Origin of the sequence: Burkholderia sp. Ap-955, from assembly GCF_011753045.1 — a bacterium.
In the GTDB taxonomy this organism is placed as follows: Bacteria; Pseudomonadota; Gammaproteobacteria; order Burkholderiales; family Burkholderiaceae; genus Burkholderia; species Burkholderia lata_D.
On sequence record NZ_VWWH01000083.1, the window covers coordinates 14,952 to 32,749 of the forward strand.

Annotated in this window: 16 protein-coding genes and 1 pseudogene; 13 read left to right on the plus strand and 4 right to left on the minus strand. The window is 69.0% G+C overall.

Translation table 11 applies throughout. The features are described from left to right. Positions 1–77: 77 nt before the first annotated feature. A pseudogene (locus F3J15_RS37905) lies at positions 78–200 on the plus strand (DUF3331 domain-containing protein); the annotation flags it as partial. A 36-nt stretch (positions 201–236) separates the two neighbouring features. After that, complete coding sequence (locus F3J15_RS37910; RefSeq protein WP_240159172.1) at positions 237–539, plus strand: DUF3331 domain-containing protein; 303 nt, start codon at positions 237–239, stop codon at positions 537–539. A 118-nt stretch (positions 540–657) separates the two neighbouring features. On the opposite strand, the gene F3J15_RS29870 is transcribed toward F3J15_RS37910, so the two are convergent. Continuing rightward, the gene (locus tag F3J15_RS29870; protein ID WP_166895723.1) at positions 658–2,244 is read right to left on the minus strand and encodes an acid phosphatase; all 1,587 of its coding nucleotides are present in this window, start codon (positions 2,242–2,244) and stop codon (positions 658–660) included. A 223-nt stretch (positions 2,245–2,467) separates the two neighbouring features. On the opposite strand from F3J15_RS29870, the gene F3J15_RS29875 reads away from it, so the two are divergent. The 3 genes from F3J15_RS29875 (at position 2,468) to F3J15_RS29885 (ending at position 4,797) form a co-directional block, all read left to right on the plus strand. Next, positions 2,468–3,817, plus strand: a complete 1,350-nt coding sequence (locus tag F3J15_RS29875) for a cytochrome c peroxidase (protein WP_166895725.1) — start codon at positions 2,468–2,470, stop codon at positions 3,815–3,817. Between the two features lie 111 nt (positions 3,818–3,928). Further along, entirely contained in the window at positions 3,929–4,315 is a 387-nt protein-coding gene (locus tag F3J15_RS29880) for a hypothetical protein (protein WP_166895728.1), read from the plus strand. Positions 4,316–4,326: 11 nt separating this feature from the next. Further along, the gene (locus tag F3J15_RS29885) at positions 4,327–4,797 is read left to right on the plus strand and encodes an NUDIX hydrolase (RefSeq protein WP_166895744.1); all 471 of its coding nucleotides are present in this window, start codon (positions 4,327–4,329) and stop codon (positions 4,795–4,797) included. Positions 4,798–4,934: 137 nt separating this feature from the next. Here F3J15_RS29885 and F3J15_RS29890 read toward each other — a convergent pair whose 3' ends face one another. Then, a complete protein-coding gene (locus tag F3J15_RS29890) occupies positions 4,935–6,644 on the minus strand; it encodes a glutamine--tRNA ligase/YqeY domain fusion protein (RefSeq protein ID WP_069247742.1) in 1,710 nt (569 codons plus the stop codon). A gap of 244 nt (positions 6,645–6,888) precedes the next feature. Between F3J15_RS29890 and F3J15_RS29895 the strand changes: the two genes are divergently transcribed. Beyond that, positions 6,889–7,098 carry an ornithine acetyltransferase gene (locus F3J15_RS29895; RefSeq protein WP_011351716.1) on the plus strand — a complete coding sequence of 70 codons (210 nt, stop codon included), beginning with the start codon at positions 6,889–6,891 and terminating at the stop codon, positions 7,096–7,098. A 178-nt stretch (positions 7,099–7,276) separates the two neighbouring features. Then, complete coding sequence (locus F3J15_RS29900; RefSeq protein ID WP_166895730.1) at positions 7,277–7,831, plus strand: alpha/beta hydrolase; 555 nt, start codon at positions 7,277–7,279, stop codon at positions 7,829–7,831. Between the two features lie 94 nt (positions 7,832–7,925). On the opposite strand, the gene F3J15_RS29905 is transcribed toward F3J15_RS29900, so the two are convergent. Continuing rightward, positions 7,926–9,146 (minus strand): CaiB/BaiF CoA-transferase family protein, encoded by a 1,221-nt coding sequence (locus tag F3J15_RS29905; RefSeq protein ID WP_166895746.1) that lies wholly within the window; start codon positions 9,144–9,146, stop codon positions 7,926–7,928. Between the two features lie 249 nt (positions 9,147–9,395). On the opposite strand from F3J15_RS29905, the gene alaS reads away from it, so the two are divergent. Next, positions 9,396–12,020 carry an alanine--tRNA ligase gene (alaS, locus tag F3J15_RS29910; RefSeq protein WP_166895732.1) on the plus strand — a complete coding sequence of 875 codons (2,625 nt, stop codon included), beginning with the start codon at positions 9,396–9,398 and terminating at the stop codon, positions 12,018–12,020. A 140-nt stretch (positions 12,021–12,160) separates the two neighbouring features. Here the strand turns inward: alaS and F3J15_RS29915 are convergent, their stop codons facing one another. Continuing rightward, positions 12,161–13,075, minus strand: coding sequence for a LysR family transcriptional regulator (locus F3J15_RS29915; protein WP_166895734.1), 915 nt, complete (start codon positions 13,073–13,075; stop codon positions 12,161–12,163). A 123-nt stretch (positions 13,076–13,198) separates the two neighbouring features. Between F3J15_RS29915 and F3J15_RS29920 the strand changes: the two genes are divergently transcribed. The 5 genes from F3J15_RS29920 to F3J15_RS29940 form a co-directional block, all read left to right on the plus strand. Further along, positions 13,199–14,446, plus strand: a complete 1,248-nt coding sequence (locus tag F3J15_RS29920; RefSeq protein WP_166895736.1) for a YbfB/YjiJ family MFS transporter — start codon at positions 13,199–13,201, stop codon at positions 14,444–14,446. Positions 14,447–14,567: 121 nt separating this feature from the next. After that, positions 14,568–15,104 (plus strand): NUDIX domain-containing protein, encoded by a 537-nt coding sequence (locus F3J15_RS29925; protein ID WP_166895738.1) that lies wholly within the window; start codon positions 14,568–14,570, stop codon positions 15,102–15,104. Positions 15,105–15,243: 139 nt separating this feature from the next. Continuing rightward, positions 15,244–15,681: a thioesterase family protein gene (locus F3J15_RS29930; protein ID WP_069249274.1), complete on the plus strand. Its 438-nt coding sequence runs from the start codon at positions 15,244–15,246 to the stop codon at positions 15,679–15,681. A gap of 7 nt (positions 15,682–15,688) precedes the next feature. Then, positions 15,689–16,624: a branched-chain amino acid ABC transporter permease gene (locus F3J15_RS29935; RefSeq protein ID WP_166895740.1), complete on the plus strand. Its 936-nt coding sequence runs from the start codon at positions 15,689–15,691 to the stop codon at positions 16,622–16,624. Then, the coding region (locus F3J15_RS29940; RefSeq protein WP_166895742.1) for a branched-chain amino acid ABC transporter permease at positions 16,617–17,798 on the plus strand (1,182 nt) is incomplete at its 3' end. The genes F3J15_RS29935 and F3J15_RS29940, both read left to right, overlap by 8 nt.

Below are 17,798 nucleotides of genomic sequence, written 5' to 3' on the forward strand. Positions count from 1 at the left end.
CGTCCGCCGGTGAAGCGTTGCCCGATGCGTGGTGCCGGATGAATGCGCGTGTGCAGGTGCTCGCGTATTCGGACGAGATGCTGATCGTGCGCTGGCTCGCGCCGGGCGGCGCGGAACAACGCTGGGCGCCGGGGCGTGCGCTTCGCTCGGGCCACTGCGCGCTGTCCGGCGAGAAGATCGTCTGCGGCGACGCCGTGTTCAGCCCGCGCGGGCGGGCGCCGTTCGAATCGAAAGCGATGATCCTGGCGGCGGCGCTCGACCGTCCGCGCGTGTCGACGGTTCGCCCGCACGTACAGGTGCTCGAGCGCTCGGCGCAGTTGCTGGTCGTGCGCTGGGTCGAGCCGGGGCGTGCGCATTTCGGCGAGCAGCACTGGAAACCCGGGCGCGCGCGGCAAGCCGGTGTCTGCGTGCTGTCGGGCGCGCGGATCGCGTGCGGGGACGACGTGTTCCGCCCGAGCGGACGACCGACGCCGCCAAATGCGCGCGCGATGATCCTGGCCATCGCACTCGATGGCGTTGGGCTGCAGCGCGGCGGGTGATGCGGCGCGCACGTGCTGACGTTTGCGTTTGCGCCATGACACAGGGCGGCCGGAGCCGCCCTGTGTCATGGGGTGGCCGGCATCGCGCCGGCCGGTTCATTGCAGTGCCGCCAACCCGTTACAGGTTCGGCGACAGTTGCAGCGCGTTCGTCAGGTCGCCCATCGGCTGCCCGCCGTTGGCCTTCAGCGCGTCGTCGCGCTGTTGCAGGCCCGCGAGGCGCGGCAGCGAGAAGCGGCGCGTGATGAAGCGCAGGATCGACCCGGTGTCGTACTGCGTGTGGTCCACGAAGCCTTTCTTCGCGTACGGCGACACGATCAGCGCCGGAATGCGGGTGCCGGGGCCCCAGCGGTCGGCGGTCGGCGGCGCGGCATGATCCCAGAAGCCGCCGTTTTCGTCGTACGTGACGACCACGACCATGTTCTTCCACTGCGGGCTCGCCTGCAGGTGCGCGATCACGTCGGCGATGTGCTGGTCGCCGGAGGTGACGTCCGTGTAGCCCGGGTGCTCGTTCAGGTTGCCTTGCGGCTTGTAGAACGCGACCTGCGGCAGCGTACCCGCGTCGATCGCCTTGATGAACTCGGCGCCGTTCGCGCCGCCGTCGAGCAGGTGCTGCGCGCGGCTCGCGGTGCCCGGCGCCTGGTTCGCGAAGTAGTTGAACGGCTGGTGGTGCGGCTGGAAGTTCGGCGTCGACAGATCGGCACCGTAGATCACGTTCGACGTGCCGTTCTGGCTCGCCTGCAGCGCCTGGCCCCACGCGCCGCCGTACCATGCCCACGACACGCCCGCATTGGTCATCAGGTCGCCGATGTTGGTCGCCGTCTGCGGCGGCATCGTCGACGGATTGGCCGGGTCGGCGAGCAGCGGATCGCCGCCCGTGGCCGCCTTGTTGCCGCTCGGCTGGTATGCCGGCTGCATCGTGTTGACGCCGTAGAAGTCCGGCGTCAGCGCGCCGTCGTTGACGAACTTCGGCGGCCCGCTCAGCGCGGAGGCCGGCGAGTTCGTGGCGACCTTCAGCGACTTGCCGTCGGCGTTCAGGACTGCGATCTTGCCGGCCGCCGGGCTCTTGTCCGCGTTCGCATAGAACGGCGCGCACGCGCAGATCAGGTACTGGTGGTTCAGGAACGAACCGCCGAACGCGCCCATGAAGAAGTTGTCGGCCAGCACGTACTGCTGCGCGATCTTCCACAGTGGCAGCTTCGACGGATCGGCCGTGTAGTGGCCCATCGTCAGGCCGCCCGCGTCGGTCCATGCGGCGTACATGTCGTTCTTGCCGCCGTTGATCTGCATCTGGTCCTGGTAGAAGCGGTGCACGATGTCGCGCGTCGCGATGCTCATCGACTGGTTGAAGCCTTTCGGATCGTCGATCGCGAACGGCGTGTTCGGCAGGTTCGCCGTCATCGCCTCGGTCACCGCCGGCGTGATGCCGGTCGCGGTCAGGCCGCCCCAGATCTTCGGCAGCGTCGCCATCGTCGAGCCGTCGCGATCCTTTTGCACCGAGTTCGCGGCCGTTGCGTTCTGCAGGCCGTTCGCGCCGGGGAAGTTGCCATACAGGTTGTCGAAGCTGCGGTTTTCCGCGTAGATCACGACAACGTTCTTGACGGCCGACAGGCCCTGTTGCGTGACGTCGTCGCCGCCGCAGGCGGTCAGGCTGAGCGCGGCCGCGAGGGCGATCGGCGTATAGCGAATCCAGGCGTGCTTCTTCATGCGATGTTCTCTCTCATTCGTCGTTGGTCGCGTGTGGGAACCGGGTGGCGGGAGGGCCGGCGCACGAACCTCGCGGTACCGCCCGGCTGCGCGCATTATCTGGAACCGATTTGACAGCCGGGTGTAGGGACGCTTTCAATTGACTGTCGGTTGAACGTCATGCAACGGTCACGGAACTGACATAAGCTCCGGCCGATTGTCCACCGCTACCAGAACAATGACGATGCACACCCTTCTGAAAACCTTCGCGTCCGCGCGATCGCTGATACCGGCCGCGGCGACGCTCGCGGTGGTCGGCGCGCTCGCGGCGCTCGCCGGTTGCGATGCGCAGCCCGGCACGACTGCATCGGCCGCGTCCGTCGTACCGGCGGCTCAGGCCGCCCCGGCCGCTCCCGCGGTCGCGCCGGCCAGCCAGCCGCAGACGCGCGCGCAGGTATTCGAGGGCGTCAAGCAGATGACGGCGCTCGGCAAGCAGCTATTCTTCGATCCTTCGCTGTCGGGCTCCGGCAAGCTCGCATGCGCGTCGTGCCATAGCGCCGAGCATGCGTTCGGGCCGCCGAACGCGCTGTCGGTACAGCTCGGCGGCGACGACATGCACCGCACGGGCTTTCGCGCGGTGCCGTCGCTGAAGTACCTGCGCGGCATCCCGCCGTTCAGCGAGCACTTCCACGATTCGCCGGACGAAGGGGACGAAAGCATCGACGCGGGTCCGACCGGCGGGCTGACCTGGGATGGTCGCGTCGACACGCGCGACGCGCAGGCGCGCATTCCGCTCACGTCGCCGTTCGAGATGAGCAGCTCGCCCGCGCGGGTCGCGAAGGCGGTTCGCGCCGCACCGTATGCCGATGCGTTCCGCAAGGCGTTCGGCGATCAGGTGCTCGGCGACGACCAGGCGACGTTCAATGCGGTGCTGCGCGCGCTCGACGCATTCCAGCAGCAGCCGGCGCTGTTCGATCCGTACACGAGCAAATACGACGCGTATCTGGCCGGCCATGCGCAGCTCACGCCCGCGGAGTTGCGCGGGCTGCAGCTGTTCAACGACGAGAAGAAGGGCAACTGCGCGAGCTGCCACATCAGCCAGCGCACGCTCGAAGGCGGCCCGCCGCAGTTCAGCGATTTCGGGCTGATCGCGGTCGCGGTGCCGCGCAACCGCGCGCTGCCCGTCAATCGCGACCCGCGCTTCTACGATCTCGGCGCCTGCGGCCCCGAGCGCACCGACCTGAAGGGGCGCGACGAATTCTGCGGGTTGTTCCGCACGCCGTCGCTGCGCAACGTCGCGCTGCGCAAGACGTTCTTCCACAACGGCGTGTATCACACGCTGGAGGACGTGATGCGCTTCTACGTCGAGCGCGACATCCATCCGGAGAAGTTCTATCCGGTCGTGCACGGCAAGGTGCAGATCTACGACGATTTGCCGAAGCGCTACTGGCCGAACATCAACCGCGAGCCGCCGTTCGACCGCAAGCGCGGCGACCAGCCGGCGCTGAACGCGGCCGAGATCAAGGACGTGATCGCGTTCCTGGGCACGCTGACTGACGGATATCAGCAAACGGCCGCGCCGGCCAAGCCGTAGAGGCATTCATTACAGCACGCATGCTATCCTCGCTCGCTGACAGGCGCAGTGTGCGGGCCGGTTCGCCGGCATGCACCGCGCCGTTCGATCGAACATCCAAGGAGAAAAAACATGTCGATGCGTGCATCCCTTTCCGTCGTCACGCGTGTGCTGGCCGGCGCCGCGTGCGCAGCCGCGATGCTGCCCGCCCATGCGCAGAACAACCTGAACTTCCTGAACGACACGCCGATCAGCTATTTCACCAAGACCGACCGCGCGTCGCTCTCGAAGGCGGTCGTGCAGGTGCGCGACGAAGGCAAGGACGGCGAAACCACGACGTGGCAGAGCAGCGGCCGCGGCACGCAGATCGATGCGAAGCTCACGCCGAGCACGACCGAGACGGACGGCAAGACCTGCCGTGAAGTCGCCACCGAAATCACCGCGAAGGGCCAGACGATGACGCTCAAGCCCGTCTACTGCAAGACGGCCGCGGGCAAGTGGCAACTGCAGAAGCGCTGAGCACGCGCGTGATGAAGCGGGGCGGCGCGCCGCGCACGGTGTCGTGCGGCGTCGTGATCCTCGATGGAGCCGGCCGCGTGTTCCTCGCGCACGCGACGGATACCACGCACTGGGACATCCCGAAAGGGCAGGGCGAGCCGGGCGAGACGCCGGCCGACGCGGCGCTGCGTGAACTGCTCGAGGAAACCGGCATCGCGTTCTCGCCGGCGCGCTTGCTCGATCTCGGCCGCTTCGCGTACCGGCACGACAAGGACCTGCACCTGTTCGCGGTGCAGGTGGCCGAAGGCGAGATCGATCCCGCGCAGTGCACGTGCACGTCGCTGTTTCCGAGCCGTCGCGACGGCTCGATGATTCCCGAGATGGATGCGTATCGCTGGACCACACCCGGCGACATCGACGCGTATGCAAGCCGCAGCCTCGCGCGGCTGTTTCGCACGAAGCTGTCGCTCGCGGATCTGCGTCGGCGGTTGACGGGTGAGTGAACGAGCGCGGCGGCCTGGGCGGCTCCATGTCCCGGCTTCGCTTCGAAGCACGCAACAAAAAACCGGCCCTGGGGCCGGTTTTTTATGGTCACGCGACGACGGCTTGCGAAGCCGCGTGCCGCGCGTGAAGCATGCCGTCAGGCCGGCTTGCCCCAGCTGTCGCGCAGCCCGACGATCCGGTTGAACACCGGCTTGCCCGGCTTCGAATCGACACGGTCTGCAACAAAGTAGCCGTGGCGCTCGAACTGCAGGCGCGTTTCCGGCGCGACGTCGTCGTTGCCCGGTTCGATGTATGCCTGCACGATCTTCTTCGAATCGGGATTCAGCGCCTCGAGGAAGTTCGCGCCGCCCGCGTCCGGATGCGGTTCCTTGAACAGGCGGTCGTAGATCCGCACTTCGGCCGGCTGCGCATGCTTCGCGCTGACCCAGTGGATGTTGCCCTTGACCTTGTACGTGTTCGCGCCTTCGGTACCCGACTTGCTGTCCGGGAAGTAGTTGCAGTGCACGGCCGTCACGTTGCCGTCGGCGTCCTTGTCGAAGCCCGTGCATTCGATCACGTAGCCGTAGCGCAGGCGCACCTTGTTGCCCGGGAACAGGCGGAAATAGCCCTTCGGCGGGTTCTCGACGAAATCCTCGCGCTCGATCCACAGCTCGCGCGAGATCGGGAACGTGCGCACGCCGCGATCCGGGTGGTGCGGGTGCACGGGCGCCGTGCAGGCTTCCTCGAGGTCTTCCGGATAGTTGTCGATCACGAGCTTCAGCGGATCGAGCACGGCGACGGTACGTGCCGCCTTGTCGTCGAGGTCGTCGCGCAGCGCGCCTTCGAAGATGCTCATGTCGATCCACGAGTCGATCTTCGTCACGCCGATCCGCTCGCAGAACAGGTGGATGCTCTCCGGCGTGAAGCCGCGGCGGCGCACGCCGACGATCGTCGGCATCCGCGGGTCGTCCCAGCCGTCGACGTGGCCTTCGGTCACGAGCTGCAGCAGCTTGCGCTTGCTGGTGATCGCGTACGTGAGGTTCAGTCGCGAGAATTCGATCTGTTGCGGCAGCGGGCGCGTGAACATGCCGGCTTCCGCGAGTTCGTTCAGCACCCAGTCGTACAGCGGGCGGTGATCCTCGAATTCGAGCGTGCACAGCGAATGCGTGATGCCTTCGAGCGCATCCGAGATGCAGTGCGTGTAGTCGTACATCGGATACACGCACCATGCGTCGCCGGTGCGGTAGTGGTGCGCGTAGCGGATCCGGTAGATCACCGGGTCGCGCATGTTCATGTTCGGCGAAGCCATGTCGATCTTCGCGCGCAGCACGTGCTCGCCTTCCTTGAACTCGCCGGCCTTCATGCGGCGGAACAGGTCGAGGTTTTCTTCCGGCGTGCGATCGCGGAACGGCGACGGCTTGCCGCCTTCCGTCAGCGAGCCGCGGTTCGCGCGCATTTCATCGGCGCTCTGGCTGTCGACATACGCCTTGCCGCGCTGGATCAGCAGCTCGGCGAACTCGTACAGCTTGTCGTAGTAGTCGCTCGCGAAGTACTGGTGATCGACCGCGTCCTTGCGCCAGTCGAAGCCGAGCCAGCGCACCGCGTCGACGATCGAATCGACGTACTCGACGCTTTCCTTTTCCGGGTTCGTATCGTCGAAGCGCAGGTGGCACACGCCACCGTAGTCGCGCGCGACGCTGAAGTTCAGGCAAATGCTCTTGGCATGGCCGATGTGCAGATAGCCGTTCGGCTCGGGCGGAAAGCGCGTCTCGACGCGGCCGCCCCATTTGCCGGTGCGGTTGTCGTCGTCGATGATGTTGCGGATGAAATTGGAAGCCGCGGGGGCGTCGTTGCGTTCGGTGCTCATGCGGATGGCGTCAGGGTTGTGTCGGCGCGTCGCGCCGGTTTAATCCTGTAATTCTACCTGACCGGGGTCCGTCCCGCGCGGCTTGCGGCATGGCGGGGGCGGGTTTCGACCGATTATCTCGATATTGTGTCGGCTGTAACACGACGTAAATCGGATTGCCCGGGCCGTTTGGCGTTGCCTATGATGCCTTCACCAAATCAACGCCGCCGTTCGGGATGCCGTGCGGCGGGAGGACAAAAAAATCATGATGAAGAAGACCACGTTTATCGTTCGTACCGCCGTGATCGTCGCGGCCCTGTCGCAACTCGGCGCGTGCGCCATGACGCATACGCAGCGCAATGCCGGTATCGGCGCAGCCGCGGGCGGCGCGCTCGGCTACCTGGTGACGGGCGGCCCGCTCGGCACGGTCGCCGGCGCAGCGGCAGGCGGTATCGTCGGCGCGAACGTGCGCTGACCGATGACATGACGCGAGCCGCCTGCCAGGCGGCTCGCCGTCCGGGCGAGACGCAGCACTCGACGCGTCCCGACCCCACGCACATCCTTCCGGTATCAGACAGGCAGCATCAGGGAGGAACGGGTGTGCGACACTGCGCCGACGCACCATAACGATTTCACCCGTCGACGCACTTTCCATGAGCCGATTCCCCGTTCTCGTCCTGCCGGGCTACGCCAATTCGGGCCCGCTTCACTGGCAGAGCCGCTGGGAGCGTGCCGATGCACGTTTCTCGCGCGTCGCGATGCCCGACTGGGACCGGGCGTTCCGCAACGGCTGGTGTCTCGCGCTCGATCGCGCGGTTGAAGCCGCGCGCGAGCCGGTGCTGATTGCCGGCCACAGCCTCGGTACGCTGACCACCGCGTGGTGGGCGACGCGCTATGCGCGCCCGGCCGCGCTCGCGAAAGTGCGCGGCGCGCTGCTCGTCGCGCTGCCCGATCCCGACGGTCCAGCGTTTCCGACCGACGCGCACGGCTTCGGGCCCGTGCCATACGAACGGCTGCCGTTTCCGACCTGCGTCGTCGCCAGCAGCGACGATCCGTATGGCTCGCTCTCGTTCGCCCGCACCTGCGCGAACGCGTGGGGCAGTGCATTCCACGATATCGGCCCGCGTGGCCACATCAATGCGGACAGCGGGCTGGGCGACTGGCCCGATGCGCGCGGCTGGCTCGACGCGCTCGCCCGTCGCGATTGACAGTTGGATTGACAGCTCGATTGACCGCGCGGGGCAGGGCGGCGGTTGAGGCTGCTGCCACGCCGGCCGTCCGCACCCGCACCACGCGCCGCGTTCAGATCGCCTGTTTCGCCCGCAGCCTGGCGATCTTCGCGTCGTCGTAGCCGAGCATGTCGCGCAGCACGTCGTCGGTCTGCGCGCCGAGCAGCGGCGGGGCCGTGCGTGCTTCAGGCGGCGTCGCGCTCATCCGGATCGGGTTGCGCACGAGCTTCGCGTCCGCGCCGCACGGGTGCGGCAGCGACACCTGCATCCCGCGGGCGACCACCTGCTCGTTGTCGAACACCTCGTCGAGATCGTTGATCGGGCCGCACGGCACGCCGGCGGCTTCGAGCGCACCGATCCAGTCGGCCTTGTCGCGCGCCTTCACCATCTCCGCGAGGATCGGCACCAGCGTGTCGCGGTGGCGCACGCGCGACGGGTTCGTCGCGAAACGCTCGTCGTCCGCCAGCTCGGGCCGGCCGCCGGCCTCGACGAACTTGCGGAACTGCCCGTCGTTGCCGACCGCGACGATGATCCAGCCGTCGCGCGTCTGGAACGTCTGGTACGGCACGATGTTCGGATGCGCGTTGCCCCAGCGCACCGGCGGCTTGCCGCTCGCGAGGAAGTTGGTGTTCATGTTCGCGAGCAGCGCGACCTGCACGTCGAGCAGCGCCATGTCGATGTACTGGCCTTCGCCGGTCCGGTCGCGGTGCGCGAGCGCGGCGAGCACCGCGATCGTCGAATAGAGGCCGGTCGCGAGGTCGGCGATCGCGACGCCGGCCTTCTGCGGGCCGCCGCCCGGCTCGCCGTCGCGCTCGCCGGTGATGCTCATGAAGCCGCCGATCCCCTGGATGATGAAGTCGTAGCCCGCGCGGTGCGCGTACGGGCCGGTCTGGCCGAAGCCGGTGACCGAGCAGTAGACGAGGTCGGGCTTCACCGCGCGCAGCGAGTCGTAATCGAGCCCGTATTTCTTCAACTGGCCGACCTTGTAGTTCTCGAGCACGACGTCGCTCTGCGCGGCGAGCTCGCGCACGATCTGCTGGCCTTCGGGCGTCGCGATGTCGACCGTCACCGAGCGCTTGTTGCGGTTCGCCGCGAGGTAGTACGCGGCCTCGGCGGTATCCGCGCCGTCTGGGTCCTTCAGGTACGGCGGCCCCCAGTGGCGCGTGTCGTCGCCGGCGCCCGGGCGCTCGACCTTGATCACGTCCGCGCCGAAATCGGCAAGCGTCTGCGCGCACCACGGGCCCGCGAGCACGCGGGTGAGGTCCAGCACGCGGATATGGCTCAGGGCACCCATCGTCGAATCGTCTCCTTTCATGGCTCGCCTTGTCGGGCAGGGCCGGTTGGCATGCCGAGCATCTTACGGCGAATCGGCTGCGCGAGTGGCCCACCCGGGCCGGCGGGAGGGCCGAGCCGCTTTCCGCCGCTTTGCCCGGAAGCCGGCCCCGATCCCGTATAATCGATCGTTTCCGAATCCATGCCGCCGCGCGCCCCGACGAGGGCGCCGGCGTTTGAAGCCGTCTTTGCCAGACTGTCCCCGCACGCCATGAAAGCTGCCGAAATCCGCGAGAAATTCCTCAAATTCTTCGAATCGAAGGGCCACACGATCGTCCGCTCGTCGAGCCTCGTGCCCGGTAACGACCCCACGCTGATGTTCACGAACTCGGGCATGGTCCAGTTCAAGGACGTGTTCCTCGGCACGGATCCGCGTCCGTACTCGCGCGCCACGACGGCGCAGCGCAGCGTGCGCGCGGGCGGCAAGCACAACGACCTCGAGAACGTCGGCTACACGGCGCGCCATCACACGTTCTTCGAGATGCTCGGCAACTTCTCGTTCGGCGACTACTTCAAGCACGACGCGATCAAGTTCGCGTGGGAGCTGCTGACCACGGTCTACCAGCTGCCGAAGGAAAAGCTGTGGGTCACGGTCTACCAGGAAGACGACGAGGCGTACGACATCTGGGCGAAGGAAGTCGGCGTGCCGACCGAGCGCATCATCCGCATCGGCGACAACAAGGGCGCGCGCTACGCGTCGGACAACTTCTGGACGATGGGCGACACCGGCCCGTGCGGCCCGTGTACCGAAATCTTCTACGACCACGGCCCGGACGTGTGGGGCGGCCCGCCGGGATCGCCTGAAGAAGACGGCGACCGCTACATCGAGATCTGGAACCTCGTGTTCATGCAGTTCAACCGCGACGCGCAGGGCAACATGACGCGCCTGCCGAAGCAGTCGGTCGACACCGGCATGGGCCTCGAGCGTCTCGCCGCGGTGCTGCAGCACGTGCACAGCAACTACGAGATCGACCTGTTCCAGAACCTGATCAAGGCCGCCGCGCGCGTGACCGAGATCAGCGACCTCACGAACAACTCGCTGAAGGTGATCGCCGATCACATCCGCGCATGCTCGTTCCTGATCGTCGACGGCGTGATTCCCGGCAACGAAGGTCGCGGCTACGTGCTGCGCCGGATCGTGCGCCGCGCGATCCGCCACGGCTACAAGCTCGGCCGCAAGGGCTCGTTCTTCCACAAGCTGGTGGCCGACCTCGTCGCCGAGATGGGCGTCGCGTATCCGGAGCTGAAGGAAGCCGAACAGCGCGTGACCGACGTGCTGCGCCAGGAAGAAGAGCGCTTCTTCGAGACGATCGAGCACGGCATGTCGATCCTCGAAGCCGCGCTGGCCGACGTCGAGGCGAAGGGCGGCAAGGTGCTCGACGGCGAGCTCGCGTTCAAGCTGCACGATACCTACGGCTTCCCGCTCGACCTCACGGCCGACGTGTGCCGCGAGCGCGGGATGACGGTCGACGAGCCGGCGTTCGACGACGCGATGGCGCGCCAGCGCGAGCAGGCGCGTGCGGCCGGCAAGTTCAAGGCCGCGCAGGGCCTCGAATACACGGGCGCGAAGACCACGTTCCACGGCTATGAAGAAATCGCGTTCGACGACGCGAAGGTCGTCGCGCTGTACGTCGACGGTTCGTCGGTCAACGAAGTGAAGACGGGCCAGGACGCGGTCGTCGTGCTCGACCACACGCCGTTCTACGCGGAATCGGGCGGCCAGGTCGGCGACCAGGGCGTGCTCGCGAACGCGGCGACGCGCTTTGCAGTGGCCGACACGCTGAAGGTGCAGGCCGACGTGATCGGCCACCACGGCACGCTGGAGCAGGGCACGCTGAAAGTGGGCGACGTGCTGCGCGCGGAAATCGACGCGCATCGCCGCGCCCGCACGCAGCGCAACCATTCGGCCACCCACCTGATGCACAAGGCGCTGCGCGAAGTGCTCGGCGCGCACGTGCAGCAGAAGGGTTCGCTGGTCGACGCGGAAAAGACCCGTTTCGACTTCGCGCACAACGCACCGATGACCGACGACGAAATCCGTCGCGTCGAGCAGATCGTCAACAACGAAATCCTGGCCAACGCGCCGGGCATCGTGCGCGTGATGCCGTACGACGAAGCGGTGAAGGGCGGCGCGATGGCGCTGTTCGGCGAGAAGTACGGCGATGAAGTGCGCGTGCTCGACCTCGGCTTCTCGCGCGAACTCTGCGGCGGCACGCACGTGCACCGCACCGGCGACATCGGCTTCTTCAAGATCGTCGTCGAAGGCGGCGTCGCGGCCGGCATCCGCCGCGTCGAGGCGATCACCGGCGACAACGCGGTGCGCTACGTGCAGGAGCTCGACGCCCGCGTGAACGAAGCCGCGGCCGCGCTGAAGGCGCAGCCGTCGGAGCTCACGCAGCGTATCGCGCAGGTGCAGGACCAGGTGAAGTCGCTCGAGAAGGAGCTGGGCGCGCTGAAGTCGAAGCTCGCGTCGAGCCAGGGCGACGAGCTCGCGCAGCAGGCGGTCGAAATCGGCGGCGTGTTCGTGCTGGCCGCGACGCTCGACGGCGCCGACGCGAAGACGCTGCGCGAAACGGTCGACAAGCTGAAGGACAAGCTGAAGAGCGCGGCGATCGTGCTGGCGGCCGTCGAAGGCGGCAAGGTCAGCCTGATCGCGGGTGTCACGCCCGACGCGAGCAAGAAGGTCAAGGCCGGCGAGCTCGTGAACTTCGTCGCGCAGCAGGTCGGCGGCAAGGGTGGCGGCCGTCCGGACATGGCGCAGGCAGGCGGCACCGAGCCGGCGAACCTGCCGGGCGCGCTGGCCGGCGTGAAGGGCTGGGTCGAAGAGCGGCTCTGATCGTTGCATGACCGATGCGATGCCGTCGCAGTGACGGCATCGCGTGAAATGAAAAACGACCCGATCGGCAGGTGCCGGTCGGGTCGTTTCGTTTGTGCGGTCCGTGCGCGTCGATCGCTACGGTGGCGCGCGAACCCGGGTCAGGCCGGCACGGTCGCGGCCGGCTTCGCCGCGTCGTCAGGCTGCCGCGTGGCGTCGGTGAGCGCATCGCGCAGGGCGGCGAGCGCCGCCGACGCATAACCGCGCCGCCACCCGAGCAGCGTGTCGATGCCTTCGAGTTCGGGAATCGCGTGCGCGGCGATGTTGCCGGTCTCGGGCTGCAGATCGAGTACCGAGCGCGGCGCGACCGCGATGCCCGCGCCGGCCGCGACGCACGCGACCATCGCGTGATACGAGCCGAGTTCGAGCACGCGCTCCGGCTTCACGCCGTGCGCCGCATACCACCGTTCGACGTACTGGCGATACGCGCAGCCGCGCTCGAACGCGATCAGCGTCGGCAGGATCACGTCGCGGGGCGTGCGCACCGGCGGATGGCCGCGCGGCGTGAGCAGCACGAGATCCTCGCGGAAGATCGGCACCGTGTCGAACGTGTCGGGCAGCGTGTCCGGCTCGGGCGGGCGTGCGAACAGCGCGGCGTCGATCTCGAAGTCGCGCACGCGGTCGATCAGGCAGCCCGTCGTCCCCGTCAGCAGTTCGAGCGACACGTCGGGCCACGCATGGTGATAGCGCGCGAGTAGGGTCGGCAGCCGGCTCGCGGCCGTGCTTTCCATCGTGCCGAGCCGCAGCCGTCCGCGCGGCGTGTCCTCGCGCACCGCGTCGCGCGCTTCGTCGGCGAGCGCGAGCAGGCGCTCCGCATACGGCAGCAGCGTATGCCCGGCCGGCGTCAGCACGAGCCGGCGGCCGTCGCGCACGAACAGCGCCGCGCCGAGTTCTTCCTCGAGCTGCTTGATGCGCGTCGTGACGTTCGACTGCACGCGATTGAGCTTGGCCGCCGCGCGCGTCACGCCGTTCTCGCGCACCACGGCCCGGAAAATTGCCAGCGCCGCCAGGTCCATGATTCTCTCCGAGCGATGATTGGATTCTTAATTATTCATTTTTCGAGAACGTTTGGTCAAGCTAGGATGGCAGCATTCCGATTTCCGATCCGGCCGGCGCGTCGAACGCCGGCCCTTGCCGCCATGTCCCGCTCCGATGCCCCGACCGCCGCCGCCGGCGCGCCTTCCGTCGATGATGCCGACCGCCGCGCCCGCGCGGCCGCGCTGGCCTGCATGGTCGGCCTCGCGGTCGTGCTCGGCGTTGGCCGCTTTGCGTTCACGCCCTTGTTGCCGCTGATGCTCGCGGACGGCTCGATCGGCCTGAAGGCCGGCGGCTGGCTCGCGTCGGCGAACTACGCGGGCTACTTCGTCGGCGCGGTCAGTTGCGCGGCGCTGCGGGTGGCGCCCGCGCGCATGGTGCGCGTCGGGCTCGTGGCCACCGTGCTGCTCACCGCCGCGATGGGTGTCGGCCACCTGCTGCCGGTGTGGCTCGCGGTGCGTTTCGTCGCGGGCGTCGTCAGCGCATGGACGTTCGTGTTCGTGTCGCAATGGGGACTGCGCCGGCTGGCCGAACTGCGTGCGCCCGAGTGGAGCGGGGTGATCTACGCGGGGCCCGGCGTCGGCATCGTGGTGACGGGGCTGATCGGCAGCGCGCTGGCCGGCCAGCGCGCGGCGTCGGGCTGGCTCGGGTTCGCCGTGCTGTCTGCGGTGCTGTCGGTCGCGATCTGGCGCACGTTCGCCGCTGCCCCGGCGGCGCAAGCCGTGCCGTCGGGCGGTGCCGCGACGCAGGCGGCCGCCGCCACCGGGTCGAACCACGCGCACAAGCGCCGCGATCGCGCGGACGCCGCATGGCTCGTCGTGCTGTACGGCATGCCGGGCTTCGGCTACATCATCACCGCGACGTTCCTGCCCGTGATCGCGCGCGCCGCGCTGCCGGCCGGTTCGCCGTGGCCCGACCTGTTCTGGCCGATGTTCGGCGCGGCGCTGATCGTCGGCGCGATCACCGCCGCGCGGCTGCCCGGGCACTGGGACAACCGGCTGCTGCTGGCGGCCGGCTGCGCGACGCAGGCGCTCGGCATTGCCGCCGGGATCGTGTGGCCGAACGCGGCCGGCTTCTCGGTCGGCAGCGCGCTGCTGGGCCTGCCGTTCACCGCGATCACGCTGTTCGCGATGCGCGAGGCGCGGCGTCTGCACGGCGAGCGGGCCGCCGGGCTGATGGGCTACGCTACCGCGTCGTACGGGGTCGGGCAGATTCTCGGCCCGCTCATCGCGGCACCGCTGGCCGCGCGCTTCGGGTCGTTTTCCCCCGCGCTGTGGGTCGCGGTGGCCGCGCTGCTGCTGGGCGCCGCCGGCTTCGCGGCGACCGCCGCGCGAGGGCGGCGGCAACCCTGATGTCGGCGGGGCCGGATCGTCTGCGGAACGGGCAAACTCGCTAGAATGAAGCCTTTCCCGCGCCGAGCGGGTGCGCGGGCAGCCGGCAGGCGGCCGTCCGGCGCCTGCCAGATTCCCATCGATGACCACCGCCGATTACCGCTTTTGCCCGCGCTGCGCGAGCCCGCTCACCGAGCGCGCCGATCCCGACCATGAAGGCGGCCGCATTCGCCAGGCATGCCCCGACGACACCTGCGGCTATGTGCACTGGAATAACCCGCTGCCGGTCGTCGCGGCGATCGTCGAGCTCGACGGCAAGATCCTGCTCGCGCGCAACGCGGCCTGGCCCGAAGGCATGTTCGCACTGATCACCGGCTTCCTCGAGAACGGCGAGACGCCCGAGGACGGCATCGCGCGCGAGGTGTTCGAGGAAACGGCGCTGAAGGCCGAGCACGTGTCGCTCGTCGGCGTCTACGAATTCATCCGCAAGAACGAGCTGATCATCGCGTACCACGTGCGTGCATCGGGCACGGTCGCGCTGTCGCCGGAACTGCTCGAATACAAGCTCGTCGATCCGCCGCGGCTGCGTCCCTGGCGCGCCGGCACGGGCGTCGCGCTCGCCGACTGGATGCGTGCGCGCGGCCTCGATTTCGAATTCGTCGACCGGCCGGGGCAGTGACGGGCCGGCCCGTCAGCCGCGTTGCATCCGCCGTGCCGCGAGCGATCGCGGCGCGGCGTTCCGCTTCTTGCCGGTGCTCCGTGTCCCGCGGCCGCCGCGCGTCGTCCACCTCGCTTCCCTCGTCCTGACCGCCATCGCCATGTCCGACAAGCCGCAACCGCGTCCGCGCGACGCCTATCGCCACTTCCTGCCGATCACGACCCGCTGGATGGACAACGACGTCTACGGGCACGTGAACAACGTCGTCTACTACAGCTACTTCGACACGGTCGTGAACGAATACCTGATCCGCGCCGGCGTGCTCGACGTCGAGCACGGGCAGACGATCGGCCTCGTGGTCGAGACGCAGTGCAACTACTTCGCGCCGCTCGTGTTCCCGCAGTCGGTCGACGCCGGGTTGCGGGTCGTGAAGCTCGGCACGTCGAGCGTGCGCTACGAGGTCGGGCTGTTCGCGCAGGGCGAGGCCACGCCCGCCGCGCAGGGGCATTTCGTGCACGTGTACGTTGATCGCGGCACGCGCCGGCCGGTGCCGCTGCCCGATGCGCTGCGCGCCGCGCTCGAGCCGCTCGCGGCCTGACTGCGCGGTGCACGCGTTCGCGCTCCAGGCCTTCAACGGCCTCAGCTATGGCTTGCTGCTGTTCATGCTGTCGGCCGGCCTCACGCTGATCTTCAGCGTGCAGGGCGTGCTCAATTTCGCGCATGCGAGCTTCTACATGCTCGGTGCGTACGTCGGCTACAGCATCGCGGCCGGCGCGGGCTTCTGGCCCGCGCTGGTGCTCGCGCCGCTCGCGGTCGGGCTGCTCGGCGCCGGCTGCGAACGCATGCTGCTGCGCCGCGTGCAGGCGCGCGGCCATACGAGCGAACTGCTGCTGACCTTCGGCCTTGCGTACCTGATCGGCGAGGGCGCGAAACTCGTGTGGGGCCTCGCGCCGCTGCCGGCGCCCGTGCCGGCGCTGTTCGACGGCGCGCCCGTGACCGTATTCGGCCTCGCGCTGCCGCGCTACCGGCTGTTCATGATGGGGATGTCCACGGCGATGCTGGTCGCGCTCGGCGCACTGCTGCGCGCGTCGCGCATCGGGCTCGTCGTGCGTGCGGCGCTCACGCACCGCGCGGCCGTCGAGGTGCTCGGCTACGACGTGCCGCGCGTGATGACGGCGCTGTTCGGCGCGGGCACCGCGCTTGCGGCGCTGGCCGGCGTGATCGGCGCGCCGCTCGCGGTGATCGAACCCGCGCTGGCCGAAACGGTCGGGTCGGTCGTGTTCGCGGTCGTCGTGATCGGCGGGCTCGGCTCGCTCGGCGGCGCGTTCGCGGCGTCGCTCGCGGTCGGCTTCGCGCAGACCTTCGCGGCCGCGAGCGACACGTCGCTGCGCGACCTGACGGAATGGGCCGGCATCGTGCTGCCCGACAGCGTGGCCGCGGTGTCGATCGCGCAGCTGGCGCCGCTGGTGCCGTACCTGCTGCTCGTCGTGGTGCTGGTCGCGCGGCCGCGCGGGCTGTTCGGCGAGCGTGCCGATGCGTAGCCGCATGCTCGCCGGCGTCGCGCGCTGGTCCCTGTTCTCGGCATGCGTCGTGCTGCCCGCGTGGCTGTGGCCGCATGGCGCGGTGCTCGGCTATCTCGCACAGACGGCCGCGCTCGTCGTGCTCGCACTGTCGTACAACCTGCAGCTCGGCACGACCGGGCTGCTGTCGTTCGGGCACGCGGCGTTCGCGGGCCTCGGCGCGTTCGCGGCCGCGCACTGGTTCAACCACTTTGGCGGCCCGCTGCCGCTGTTGCCGCTCGTCGGCGGCGTGGCCGGCGCCGCTTTCGGCTTCGCCGCCGGGCTGCTCGCGACGCGCCGCTCGGGCACCGCGTTCGCGATGATTACGCTCGGGCTCGGCGAATGCGTCGCGGCCGCCGCGTGGAGCGTGCCGGCCTGGTTCGGTGGAATCGGCGGCGTGCCGATCGACCGCGCGAGCGGCACGCCGTGGGGTGGCTGGCATTTCGGTGCACCCGTCCAGGCTTATGCGGTGATCGCCGCGTGGTGTCTCGCGTCGGCGTGGGCGATGCATGCGCTGACGCGCACGCCGCTCGCGCGGCTCGCGAATGCGGTGCGCGACAACCCCGTGCGCGTCGCCGCGCTCGGGTCCGATCCGCGCCGCGTGCGGCTCGCGATGGTCACCTGCGCGTCGTTCTTCGCCGGCGTCGCCGGCACGCTGACGCTGATCGACGTCGAGATCGCGACACCCGACAGCGTATCGATGGCGCGCTCGGCGACCGTGCTGATCGCCGCGGTGATCGGCGGCACCGGCGCGTTCTTCGGGCCGGCGGCCGGTGCCGCCGTCCTCACGGTACTGAGCATCGTCGTCGCGGGCGTGTCGCGCGCGTGGGCGCTGTATCTCGGCGTGCTGTTCGTCGCGATCGTCGTGGCCGCGCCGCGCGGGATCGCCGGGATCGTGCAAGCGCTCGCGCATGCGTTGCGGCGCGGCGCGCCGGCGGCCGAGCGGTGGCGCATGCTGTGCGCGGTCGGTGCGTGTGTGTTCTGGGGCGTCGCGATCGTCTGCGCGGCCGAGCTCGGCTACGCGTGGCGTTTCGCGCAGGACGACGGCGCGGGCTTCGCGTTCGGCGCCTGGAGCGTCGACGCCGATACGCCGGCCGGCTGGGCCGTCGCGTGCTCCGCGTTCGGCATCGGCACGCTGCTGTGGGGTTGGCGCACG

Coding starts and splice junctions, on each gene's coding strand:
- F3J15_RS37910 (WP_240159172.1), top strand. CDS start 237: ATGATCCTGGCGGCGGCGCTCGACCGTCCGCGCGTGTCGACGGTTCGC.
- F3J15_RS29870 (WP_166895723.1), bottom strand. CDS start 2,244: ATGAAGAAGCACGCCTGGATTCGCTATACGCCGATCGCCCTCGCGGCC.
- F3J15_RS29875 (WP_166895725.1), top strand. CDS start 2,468: ATGCACACCCTTCTGAAAACCTTCGCGTCCGCGCGATCGCTGATACCG.
- F3J15_RS29880 (WP_166895728.1), top strand. CDS start 3,929: ATGTCGATGCGTGCATCCCTTTCCGTCGTCACGCGTGTGCTGGCCGGC.
- F3J15_RS29885 (WP_166895744.1), top strand. CDS start 4,327: ATGAAGCGGGGCGGCGCGCCGCGCACGGTGTCGTGCGGCGTCGTGATC.
- F3J15_RS29890 (WP_069247742.1), bottom strand. CDS start 6,644: ATGAGCACCGAACGCAACGACGCCCCCGCGGCTTCCAATTTCATCCGC.
- F3J15_RS29895 (WP_011351716.1), top strand. CDS start 6,889: ATGATGAAGAAGACCACGTTTATCGTTCGTACCGCCGTGATCGTCGCG.
- F3J15_RS29900 (WP_166895730.1), top strand. CDS start 7,277: ATGAGCCGATTCCCCGTTCTCGTCCTGCCGGGCTACGCCAATTCGGGC.
- F3J15_RS29905 (WP_166895746.1), bottom strand. CDS start 9,146: ATGGGTGCCCTGAGCCATATCCGCGTGCTGGACCTCACCCGCGTGCTC.
- alaS (WP_166895732.1), top strand. CDS start 9,396: ATGAAAGCTGCCGAAATCCGCGAGAAATTCCTCAAATTCTTCGAATCG.
- F3J15_RS29915 (WP_166895734.1), bottom strand. CDS start 13,075: ATGGACCTGGCGGCGCTGGCAATTTTCCGGGCCGTGGTGCGCGAGAAC.
- F3J15_RS29920 (WP_166895736.1), top strand. CDS start 13,199: ATGTCCCGCTCCGATGCCCCGACCGCCGCCGCCGGCGCGCCTTCCGTC.
- F3J15_RS29925 (WP_166895738.1), top strand. CDS start 14,568: ATGACCACCGCCGATTACCGCTTTTGCCCGCGCTGCGCGAGCCCGCTC.
- F3J15_RS29930 (WP_069249274.1), top strand. CDS start 15,244: ATGTCCGACAAGCCGCAACCGCGTCCGCGCGACGCCTATCGCCACTTC.